Raw genomic sequence first — 11,502 nt, 5'->3', positions numbered from 1 at the left:
TACCCAGTAAACATACGTCTTAGAATAAGTAGAGGGTGAGTGACGCAGGACAAGTGCTTGATATTTGGCATTCAACACACCATGATTTGCGTAGCACGGTATGGGCTGACTTAATTGATGAAAAGGGGAGCACTGTGGCAGGTTACCAACCGCCTTATAGCATAACACCCAACATACTAAATCAGGTTGTTGAGGTCGGGGAACTATTGGGCCGTTGGGCTACGCAGGCTGAGCAATCTTCCACTTTGTTACGTAAAGAAAATCGTATTCGTACTATACAGGCATCGTTGGCAATCGAGCATAACAGTCTGACGACGGGACAAGTTACTGCGATCATGGAAGGTAAGCGGGTACTCGCACCGGCGAAAGATATCCAGGAAGTGCGCAACGCTATACTTGCCTATGAAAAGCTTCCCCACTGGCAAAGTCATCAACTTGATGATTTGTTAGCTGCACATCGTTTTTTAATGATGGGTTTAGTTGATACACCTGGGCTGCTACGCCACGGTAATGTGGGCGTTTATCGAGAGAAACAGCTTATTCATATGCCCCCCCCAGCCAATCAGTTACCGCGTTTAGTCGGTGATTTACTTAAATGGTTGCAGCACGCTGACATTCATCCACTGATTGCCAGTTCTATCTTCCACTACGAATTTGAATTTATCCACCCGTTTGCTGATGGTAATGGGCGTATGGGGCGCTTATGGCAAACGCTTATCCTCAGTGAATGGCGTTCAGAATTGGCATGGTTGCCGGTAGAAACTTTAATTCATAATCAGCAACAGGAATATTATCGGATATTGGGTAAGTGCGATCGGGCCAGCGACTGCACATTATTTATCGAGTTTATGTTGGAAAAACTGATTGGTGCATTAGCAGAAGGCATTGGTATGCAGAAAATAGATTCTTCCATGATGTCGGTAGAAATGTCGGTAGAAATGTCGGTAGAAATGTCGGTAGAAAATTCACTTTCTCTTACGGTGACGGCTGAGCGGATCTTAGCAACCATCACTGCAAGTCCAACCATCACTATTGTCCAACTGGCAAGTGAACTCAGTGTAAGTAATCGGACGATTGAACGTAATATCAAGATATTACAGGAGAAAGGCCGCCTGGTAAGAGTCGGTGCTACAAAAAGCGGGTATTGGCAGGTGACTTGATGGCATTGATATTTTTTACGGTAGCCTTATCCACAAGCTTTAGCTCAGATCGCGCCAGAGTAAGGTCTATATGCATCTCCAGATGTAACGATAATTTGCTAAGGTGGGGGAATTATAAATACCATGCACACTGATACGCCTATTACACCCGCTCTATTTCCTGATGCACTGGCGGCGGCCTGCTTGTTGCAATTCCAAGCGACACCGCCATTAGTCCATTGCCTGACTAATGAGGTAGTACAGTCCTTCACTGCCAATGTGTTACTGGCATTAGGGGCTTTTCCTGCCATGGTGGTTGAAGCTGAAGAGGCCGCACAATTTAGTACAATGGCGAACAGTTTACTTATCAATATCGGCACGTTACACCGTGCTCAGGCCGAATCCATGCTGGCGGCAATCCAGGCGGCAAATCAATCCTCCACCCCTTGGGTGCTGGACCCCGTTGCGGTCGGCGGGCTTGTTTATCGTACTAATTTTGCCCATCAATTATTAGCGCTAAAACCTGCGGCGATACGGGGTAACGCCTCGGAAATCATGGCATTAAGCGGTATGGCGACCATGGGGCGTGGGGTGGATAGTGTCGATTCTTCGGTGAGTGCACTGCCTGCTGCTCGCCAATTGGCACTACAGGTGCAGACTGTGGTTGCGGTTACCGGTGAGGTGGATTATATCACCGACGGCCTGCGTGATTTTGCCGTGACTGGTGGCGATAAACTGATGACTCGGGTAGTGGGGACGGGGTGCGCACTTTCTGCCGTGGTAGCGGCATTTTGCGCACAGGAAGGTGACCGTTTACATCATGTGGCAACGGCTTGCCGGGTGATGTCACAAGTCGGCGGGCAGGTATCTCAGCAGGTGGCAGGCCCTGGTAGCTTTATTCCAGCTTTTCTGGATGGCCTTTATCAACTGAAAATAAGCGATCTGGTTTAGCCTCTCCCCGGCTAATCTCTTAAAAATAGCGTTACCGCTCAGCCCTATCGCCTTGAGCGTCAGCGGCTGAACGGCCCTCAGTCATAATGTGTATTACGGATAAGAACTGATAAATCATCCAGTTTCATTGGCTTACCCAAGAAATAACCCTGAACTTCATCACACATCAGAGTCTGTAACTGCCCGAGCTGTTCGGCGGTTTCTACCCCTTCGGCGGTCACCGTCATGGACAGTGCATGGCCGAGGTTAATGATCCCTTCGACAATTGATTGGCCTTCATGTGACTCGGCCAGTTCATCGGTAAAGCTCTTATCAATTTTCAATCCATCGAACGGGAAGCGGCGCAGATAATTCAGTGAGGAATATCCAGTACCAAAGTCATCCATCGATAAGCGCACACCCAGGGTTTTCAATGCTGTCATGGTTTTAAAGGCACCATCGGCATCTTCAATCATTATCCGCTCGGTGATTTCCAGCTCCAATCGATGGCTAGGTAGCCCGGTGAGCAGCAGGACTTGGCGCACTCGTTCTATCAGGCGCTGGTTCCTGAATTCAACCGCAGAAATATTAACGGAAACAATCAGTGACGAGGGCCATGTCGATGCATCCTGACATGCCTGTAGCATGGTCCAGTCGCTAATTGAGGTGATAAGCCCCGTCTCTTCGGCCAGCGCAATAAATTGATCCGGCATCAGCAGCCCCAAAATTGGGTGGTTCCAGCGCACCAAGGCTTCAGCACCCGTCAGCTGTGTTCCCTCAATACGGTAGCGTGGCTGGTAATAAAGGTTAAATTCGTTGTGCTTAACGGCCTGACGTAAAAAACGCTCTAGCTCACTGCGTTGCATCAGGCGTTCATTCATTTCACTGGAGTAGAAGCTCCAACGGTTACGGCCACTGTTTTTAGCTTCATACATGGCAATATCTGCAAATCGTAATAGCTCTTCTGCTTGCATTGAGTCTTGAGGTGCCAGTGCAATACCAATGCTGGCCCCGATATAAATATCCTGATCATTTATCACGTAAGGACTTTCGATTCGGGTGATAACGCGCGCACAAAGCTGTTCAATTTCTTTGCGTGACGCAAGACCTGTGATAATTAGAACGAATTCATCTCCCCCCTGACGCGCGACTAAATCTTGATCACGCAAACAACTTCTTAGGCGTTCAGATACCTGATGCAGTACCAGATCACCGGTAACATGGCCAAAAGTGTCGTTAACAGGTTTAAATTTATCCAAGTCAACATTGAGGATCACCAGCGGGTGGGGGGCCGCAGCTAAATGGCGTAACTTATTTTCCAGGAATTCTTTCATTCGCAGACGGTTGGGTAAACCGGTCAATGCATCATGTAGAGATAGGTGTTGAATCCGTTCCTGTGCTTCTATTTCACGGGTGATATCCGATGCGGTGCCACGGAACCCAATGGTTTCGTTGTTTTGGATGATAGGTTTGGCATAGATACGGCAAATGCGTTTATCGCCCTTGGCGGAGAAATAAGTGCATTGCAACTCATTGCGAGATTCCGTCAGATGGGTGTGCTGTAACCAAGAGCGCAGCGGGATAATGTCACAATTTAACAGTGAATCAAGATTACGCCCCAGCCAGTACTCCACACTTAATCCGGTAATGGTCAAAAACCGTTGCGACAGGTAGGTGATGCGTAAATCGGCATCGGTTTCCCATAACCAGTCGGTAGCAGCTTCGGCGACATGACGAAAGCGTTCTTCGCTGGCGATTAAAGCAGATTTGTTTTCATCCGCTACCCGTGCTTCTGACATCGCCCGCCGCAGAACTAACCAGCCGGTCAGCCCAAGAATCAACGCAACCAGCATCAGTAGTGGGAGTAATATGTTGAGCAGTTGCGCGCCGGGCATATCCTGATTCCAATGCAGCGTCAATGCGCTGTTATCACTGGCAGATAATAGAACTGACGGGCTGGATGCCGCGTCTTTTTCATCCTCAGGGGTACGCAGTTGATGAATACCATAATCTTCGCCCAAGGTATTTAGCTCGGGCTGTGTCAGTAAATCGATAAACACCAGAACAGAGGGTGCTCCAGCCACTGTTTTAACGCGTGGATCACTACCAGTGGTTAAGGCCGCAGCCGCAACAATGGCCGGTTGCCCAGCCACGTCGATGGTTTCAGTTGCAATATATTGTTTGTCTGCCCGCGCTCGGGCGGCGTCAATCAACGGGGTCATATCTTTGTTGAGCCAATCGGGCAGGCTAATATTTTTCAGTTGCCCATTGATGACCGAATAACGGGTTTTTCCTGGCCCATCAACGACAAACACTCCCTCATAATTAAAGTCGCTATACAGTGACGGCCCCAGATTTTGGCTGACAAAAGCCCAGTCAGGATCGACTTTTACATGCAAATGTTCATAAGCATCACCCCAGAAAGCATTGTCTTTTATTCGGGTTTTTATTGAGTCTTGCCGCATTTTCCAGGCTTTTTCTACCAGAAAACGGCTTTGAGATGTCGCTTGTTCATTTAATTGCGAGGCGATATAGATAATGCCTACCGCTGCAATAATGATGGTTGCCCCAACCAGCAAGGCCATGGCCTGTAAAGTTTGTTTTGCAAAGAAAACATTATCTCCTTTTGCCCGTGATGGTGATTCTGGCTGGCTGGAGTCCGTCATAGTGAGTTCCCTTGGCACTTACAAAATTTAGGCTGATCCTCAATAGGATAAAACATCCATTTAATCAGCAGGAAGTGAAGACTCAGAAGAAATATAAACTAACATGAATATAATCTTAGTCTCTTATCATTATAGGTGTAATACGTTACCTTCTCTTTGGCCCGCAAAAGGTTGCGCGCCCGTTATGAAATTATCACTTTTTGCCGAGAGTAAGGAATGACCATGGTTACACTGAATTTGGTTTGGTCCACGCTAATCAATTACGTGCCACGAATCCTACGGACTCGGCTGAATTTGCTCTTGCTGTTGAGTCTTGTGACACATCAGGTTTTTGCAGCAGCACCGCTGCCTGCGGTGACTGTTTCGGTCGTAACCTCAATCACACCAGATACTGCGTTACAGTATTTGGGGCGCGTGGAGGCGATTCAGGCGGTGGATGTGACGACCCGCACCGAAGGGTTTATTGCTGCGCGGTTGTTTACTGAAGGGCAGATGGTCAAGCAGGGCTCTCTATTGTATGAAATTGATCCCGCGTTGCATCAGGCCGCAGTAACGCAGGCCCAGGCGCAGTTAGACAGTGCGACTGCCAGTGCTAATCATGCTCAGGTGAACCTCACCCGCTTACAGCGTTTGGGAAGTAATCGCTCGGTCAGCCAGGCGGAAGTTGACGAAGCACAAGCGCAGCGCGATATTAGCCGCGCGGCGGTAGCTCAGGCGCAGGCGAACCTGCAAATCCAGCAATTACAGCTCAGTTTTACCCGTATTTACGCGCCGATAACCGGTCAGATTGGTCACAGCCGTTTTAATGTCGGTAGCCTAATTAATCCCGCCAGCGGCACGTTGGTCAATATTGTCCAACTTGATCCGATTCGGGTAGCTATTGCAGTGAATGAACGAGATTACATTACAGCAACCTATCAGTTGTCGGTTGCAGGTCCCTCTGCTGACAGCAGCACATTGCCGTTTGGCAACTTTACTCCCCGTATTCAACTGGCGAATGGTAAGCAGTACCCGGAACGCGGCGTTTTTGAGTCCGTTGATAATCAAATTGATAAACAGACCGGTACCGTTACCCTGCGTACCCGTTTTGCCAATCCACGGCATTTATTACTGCCCGGTGGGGTGGTGAATGTGTCGCTGGCAGCAGAAATGGCAAAACCGGTTACTGTCATACCGATTGCCGCATTGCAGCAGAATAAGCAGGGACACTTTGTTTTGGTGGTGAACGATAAAGATCAGGTCGATGTGCGGCAAGTGACGTTGGGTGAGCAGTTTGAACAACAATATGAAGTGACTGACGGGCTGAAAGTGGGCGAGCGAGTGATTGTGGCAGGGCTACAACATGTCCGGCCAGGGATGACGGTTAGCGCCAGCGTTGCTACACCACTGACAGTAAATTAAGGGGAAGGCCAGATGCTGCATTTCTTTATCCGTCGGCCCAAGTTTGCCATTGTTATTGCACTGGTGATAACCATTGTTGGCTGGGTGTCGTTGTATGTGATTCCGGTGGAACAATATCCTGATATTACGCCACCGGTGGTTTCCGTGAGTGCCGTCTACCCCGGAGCCAGTGCCCGCGATGTTGCACAAGCCGTGGCCTCACCACTGGAAGCGCAGGTCAACGGTGTCAGCAATATGCTGTATATGGAATCGACCAGTGCTAATAACGGCAGTTATCAGTTAAGTATTACCTTTGCCAGTGGTACCGACCCCGATATGGCGGCGGTTGAGGTGCAAAACCGCATTTCTCAGGTGAGTGCTCAGTTGCCGGCGGAGGTGAATGAAAACGGTATTTCCGTGCGCAAACGGGCCTCTAACTTGTTGCTGGGAGTCAGTGTTTTTTCACCGAAACAAACCCATGATGCGCTGTTTGTCAGCAATTACACCAGTATTCAGTTGCGTGATGCCATTGCGCGTATCAATGGTGTCGGCGATGTACAGGTATTTGGCGCGCGTGATTACAGCATGCGGGTTTGGCTCAATCCGCAACGGATGGAATCACTGAATGTCAGCGTGCAGGATATTGTCGCAGCATTACAACAGCAAAACGTACAGGCGGCTGCCGGGCAGATTGGCTCATCACCGTCGGTGCCCGGTCAACAGCAAACCCTGACCATCAGTGGACAAGGGCGGCTAACGGACCCACAACAGTTTGCTAATGTGATTATTCGTAGCAATCCTCAGGGCGGCATGATTCGGTTAGGTGATGTTGCTCGCGTGGCACTGGGGGCGCAGAACTATCAGGTCAGTGCGGCGCAAAACCAGACTGAATCGGCATTTTTAGTGGTTTATCCGGTGCCGGGTGCCAACGCGTTAAATGTGGCTAATGGGGTGCGGGATGAAATGGCCCGGCTATCAGCCTCTTTCCCGCCAGACCTGACGTATGAAATCAATTACGACTCCACCCTGCCGGTTACCGCAACATTGCATGAAATCGCAGTGTCACTGACGTTAACCTTAATTGTGGTATTGGCGGTGGTGTATCTGTTTTTGCAAAGTATGCGGGCGACTTTTATCGTCGCGCTTACCATTCCGGTCTCCCTGCTCGGCACCTTCGCTGTACTGTATATCTTTGGTTATTCGGCCAATACCCTGAGCCTGTTTGCCATTATTCTGGCGCTAACCATTGTGGTGGATGACGCTATTGTGGTGGTGGAAAACGTCGAGCGCTTATTATCGAATGACCCTGATCTGTCACCGGCGCAAGCAACCAGACAGGCGATGACTCAAATTGCCGGGCCGATTATCGCAACCACCCTGGTACTGATGGCGGTATTCGTGCCGATTGCCATTTTGCCAGGGATTATCGGTGAGCTATACCGGCAGTTTGCGGTAACACTGTCGGCGGCGGTGATTTTATCCAGTATCAATGCCTTAACCTTAAGTCCGGCGCTGTGTGCGGTATTGCTGAAACGGCGCACATTGGCAGATACCGGTCTGTTCGGCGGTATTAATCGTGGGCTTGATCGCGCCCGCGACGGTTATGTTTCATTGACCGGCCGTATCAGTAGCCGCGCGGTATTCAGTATCGTCGCGCTACTGCTGGTGGGGCTGGCAACCTGGTGGGGTTACACGCGGTTACCCACCTCGTTTCTGCCGGAGGAAGATCAGGGATACTTCTTTGTCAGTTTACAACTACCAGATGGGGCTTCGCTTAATCGGACTCAGACGGTGATGGACCAGATGTATCAAGTGGTTACTGATAATGATGCTGTCGAGGATGTGATAAAAATCACCGGCTTCAGTTTGCTTAGCGGCAACAACTCGCCCAATGCCGGGTTTGCCATTGTGATGCTCAAACCTTGGGGGCAACGGCCTCATATTGATCGCGTGCTGGCCAGTATTCAGGCCAATTTGGCCGCTATCCCTTCGGCGATGATCATGGCAGTAAACCCACCGGCTATTGCCGGGTTGGGCAGTGCTTCTGGATTTGATTTACGTATTCAGGCGTTGTTAGGCCAGTCACCGCAAGAGTTGGCGCAGGTGAGTCAGGGAATTATTTTTGCCGCTAATCAGGACCCGAAACTCAGCCGGGTATTTACCACCTTCAGCGCCTCGGTGCCTGAAACTAATCTGAGTATCGATCGTGACCGCGCCGCGCTGTTACAGGTACCGGTCAGCCGAATCTTCCAAACCTTGCAAACGTCACTTGGGGGGATGAATGCGGGGGATTTTACCCTGAATAACCGTATGTTCCGGGTGCAATTACAAAATGATATGGATTTCCGCCAGCGCACCGCGCAGATAAATAGTCTGAATGTGCGCAGTGACAATGGTGCATTGGTCAGTCTGGCCAATCTGGTGACATTAACCCCCTCAGTGGGTGCGCCCTTTATCAGTAATTTCAACCAGTTCCCTTCGGTAGCCATCAGCGGTTCCGCGGCTGATGGTGCCAGCTCTGGTCAGGCAATGGCGGCGATGGAGTCGTTATTGGCACAGAATTTACCGTCAGGTTACAGCTATAGCTGGAGCGGAATGTCGTGGCAGGAGCAGCAAACCGGCGGGCAAGTGGTGTTTATCTATCTTGCTGCATTGGTCTTTGCCTATCTGTTTTTAGTCGCCCAATATGAGAGTTGGAGTATTCCGCTGGTGGTTATCCTCTCGGTGGTGTTTGCCGTAGGCGGGGCGGTAGTAGGGCTGGCGGCAATGGGGTTTGCCAACGATGTGTACGCGCAAATCGGCTTAGTGTTGCTGATAGGGCTGGCGGCTAAGAATGCGATTTTGATCGTCGAATTTTCTAAAGCCCGCAGAGAAGAGGGCGCGAGTATCCGTGATGCGGCACAGGAAGGTGCTAAGCAGCGTTTTCGTGCGGTTATGATGACTGCTATTTCGTTTATCCTCGGGGTGATGCCACTGGTTTTTGCCAGTGGAGCCGGGGCGATGAGCCGTCAAATTATCGGTATCACCGTGTTTGGTGGCATGTTGATGGCCACTGCGGTGGGGATACTGTTTATTCCCGCACTGTATCTGCATATTCAGCGGCTGCGAGAATGGGTGAAAACCCGCAAAGAGGATTCTGGCAGCGACCCGCAACCTTGAGCCAATGTGTAAAAGTGAAAACCCGCCGCTGGCGGGTTTTTTCTTATTGTGGATCAGGCTTTGTGGTAACTCATATCGCTATCCATCACTAAATGACAGTCAGCGGGCTGGCTGAACTGCAATACCTTGAACACATTAGGGCCGTCAGTGGCGAGGTAAAAATCCTCGGCCTGCTGTGGCGATAAACCGCCACGGATCTTGCGCTCAATCAGGCGATCCCGCAGTAATTCTGGGGCGGCATTAATATAAATAGTGTAATCAGCCAGTGCTTTCAACTGCTGCCAACCGGGTTGTTGCAGTAATAACCAATTGCCCTCCAGCACGATAATCGGTGCGTCGACAATAATGGCATCTTCAACCGGGTCATGTAACCGGCGGTCATAGGCAGGCCAGGTCGCGCCAGGTTGCTGCAAGCGGTGGATTGCCTGACGCAGCTTAGGCAAATCAAAGGTTTCTGGTGCTCCCTTTTTACTGCGTAACTGGTGGGCATCAAGGTAGTGATTGTAGTGGTGAAAGCCGTCCATAGGCAGACATTGTACCGGTGTTAGAGTGGTATCCCGTTGGGAAAGCCATTGCCAAAATGTGGCGAGGGTGGATTTACCGGTACCGGGTGGCGCGCATAAAAAAACCACCATGCGGCGCTGAAGTTGCTGTTGTTGCTGAGACAGTGAGGCTAATAGTGGCAGATGCAGATGAGTAATATCGCGGTCGGGAAAATGCGCGCTGTTCTGTAGCCCATTAATGTTAAGTTCCACTCTCATAAGTCAGTTCCTGTAATAATGACGTCACTGCCAACGTCAGCCCGGTTTTCACCATATTCCCGTAGCGGGTCTGATTAAAAATGGTGAAGTCAGAAAACTTCATCTTTTCAATCATTTGAAATAAGGTTTTATTCTGGGTCACGGCATTGAGATTACCCATAAATTCATAAACGATATCGTCATGAAACTCAGTAATATCTCCGGTTTCCTGCAAATGCTCACTGAGCTGAGAAAATAACAAAATATCGGCATAAACCGCTTTTGTTATTTGCCCCAACGCATAAATTAAGCGCAAAGAAACATCCAGACTGTCCAGTGGGCCTGACTTGGCTAATAAAGGCTTGACGGCGTATTCCTGAATATCTTCATCATTATTGATAAATAAATAGGGCAGAAGGCTTTTAATACCCTGAAATAAGATCTCATTGGCATTCAGCAGAAAATCATTGAGATTTTCAGGACTGGCGAGCCTTTCGAGTACGTCATCTTCAGTTAATGCAGTCATCCTACCCTTAACACCATTATCGATAGTGGAGGGAGTTGATGATATTACAGGTGTTATCCAGCCCGTTAATCAAAAGTGTTTGGGTTTGAAGTTGGCCCCCATTTTTTTCCTTAATACCGGTGACGATATCACCCTGAGTGATGCCGGTTGCGGAAAAAATAATCTGCCCGGAGCGCACCAATTCGCTCAGAGAATAGACCTGATTAAGGTTAACCCCCATTTGCTGGCAGCGTTGGTGCTCCGTGAGGGCAATATCCCGATTGGTTACGCTTTCCCCTTTGGCCTGACAAAAGTCGATCAATTCAGCTTGCATATCGCCGCCCAAAGCACGAATGGCACAGGCCGAGATAACGCCTTCAGGTGCGCCGCCGATGCAATACATCACATCGGCCTGCCCGTTGGATAAGCAGGTCATCAGGCTGGCGGCCACATCGCCGTCCGCAATAGCATAAACTTTAACACCGAGTGCATTGGCCTGTTCGATAGCCTGCTGATGGCGCGGTTTGTCGAGGGTAATCATGCGTAACGTATTTAAAGGTTTGTTTAACTTAGCCGCCACACAGCGCAGGTTTTCTGTCAGTGAACGGCGCAAGTCAATGGAACCTTTGGCTTGTGCACCTACCACTAATTTTCGCATATACATATCAGGCGCATGTAACAACATTCCTCGTGGGGCAAAAGCAATCACAGCCAGCGCATTGGCTTGCCCCATCGCGACCATGCGGGTACCTTCAATAGGATCAACAGCAATATCAACAGGTGGCCCACCGGCACCGAGTTGTTCGCCAATATACAGCATCGGCGCATGGTCAATTTCGCCTTCTCCGATAACAATGCTTCCTTGCATCGTCATCTGATTTAAGGCCTCGCGCATGGCGCTGACGGCAACGCCATCAATAAGGTTTTTGTTACCGCAGCCGAGCAGTGGCCAGGCCGCCATTGCTGCTTGTTCGGTGGTGCGG

General features: G+C 49.8%; 8 protein-coding genes. 4 read left to right on the top strand and 4 right to left on the bottom strand.

Going from position 1 to position 11,502, the window contains the following annotated elements:
* Positions 1-134: 134 nt before the first annotated feature.
* The gene (locus tag V1956_RS22670; RefSeq protein WP_442825842.1) at positions 135-1,160 is read left to right on the top strand and encodes a Fic family protein; all 1,026 of its coding nucleotides are present in this window, start codon (positions 135-137) and stop codon (positions 1,158-1,160) included.
* Between the two features lie 123 nt (positions 1,161-1,283).
* Positions 1,284-2,090 (top strand): hydroxyethylthiazole kinase, encoded by an 807-nt coding sequence (gene thiM, locus V1956_RS22665; protein WP_372560536.1) that lies wholly within the window; start codon positions 1,284-1,286, stop codon positions 2,088-2,090.
* A 77-nt stretch (positions 2,091-2,167) separates the two neighbouring features.
* On the opposite strand, the gene V1956_RS22660 is transcribed toward thiM, so the two are convergent.
* Positions 2,168-4,735 carry a bifunctional diguanylate cyclase/phosphodiesterase gene (locus tag V1956_RS22660; protein WP_372560537.1) on the bottom strand — a complete coding sequence of 856 codons (2,568 nt, stop codon included), beginning with the start codon at positions 4,733-4,735 and terminating at the stop codon, positions 2,168-2,170.
* 222 nt (positions 4,736-4,957) lie between these two features.
* On the opposite strand from V1956_RS22660, the gene V1956_RS22655 reads away from it, so the two are divergent.
* Together V1956_RS22655 and V1956_RS22650 are read left to right on the top strand one after the other, a co-directional pair.
* The gene (locus V1956_RS22655; protein WP_372560538.1) at positions 4,958-6,136 is read left to right on the top strand and encodes an efflux RND transporter periplasmic adaptor subunit; all 1,179 of its coding nucleotides are present in this window, start codon (positions 4,958-4,960) and stop codon (positions 6,134-6,136) included.
* Positions 6,137-6,148: 12 nt separating this feature from the next.
* On the top strand, positions 6,149-9,274 hold the full coding sequence (locus V1956_RS22650) for an efflux RND transporter permease subunit (RefSeq protein WP_442825728.1): 3,126 nt from the start codon (positions 6,149-6,151) through the stop codon (positions 9,272-9,274).
* 53 nt (positions 9,275-9,327) lie between these two features.
* On the opposite strand, the gene V1956_RS22645 is transcribed toward V1956_RS22650, so the two are convergent.
* From V1956_RS22645 to glpX, 3 genes are read right to left on the bottom strand one after another with little or no spacing between them, the layout of a single operon-like run.
* On the bottom strand, positions 9,328-10,035 hold the full coding sequence (locus V1956_RS22645) for a nucleoside/nucleotide kinase family protein (RefSeq protein ID WP_372560540.1): 708 nt from the start codon (positions 10,033-10,035) through the stop codon (positions 9,328-9,330).
* Positions 10,019-10,540, bottom strand: a complete 522-nt coding sequence (locus tag V1956_RS22640) for an MltR family transcriptional regulator (protein ID WP_372560541.1) — start codon at positions 10,538-10,540, stop codon at positions 10,019-10,021. The genes V1956_RS22645 and V1956_RS22640 overlap by 17 nt, the downstream gene beginning before the upstream one ends.
* A gap of 16 nt (positions 10,541-10,556) precedes the next feature.
* The gene (glpX, locus tag V1956_RS22635; RefSeq protein ID WP_372560702.1) at positions 10,557-11,480 is read right to left on the bottom strand and encodes a class II fructose-bisphosphatase; all 924 of its coding nucleotides are present in this window, start codon (positions 11,478-11,480) and stop codon (positions 10,557-10,559) included.
* Between the last annotated feature and the right edge of the window lie 22 nt (positions 11,481-11,502).

The sequence above is a fragment of the Yersinia sp. 2540 StPb PI genome, from assembly GCF_052217165.1.
Lineage (GTDB): Bacteria > Pseudomonadota > Gammaproteobacteria > Enterobacterales > Enterobacteriaceae > Yersinia > Yersinia enterocolitica_E.
Note: the sequence above shows the minus strand (reverse complement) of the source record. Positions and strands in the feature narration are given on the sequence as shown.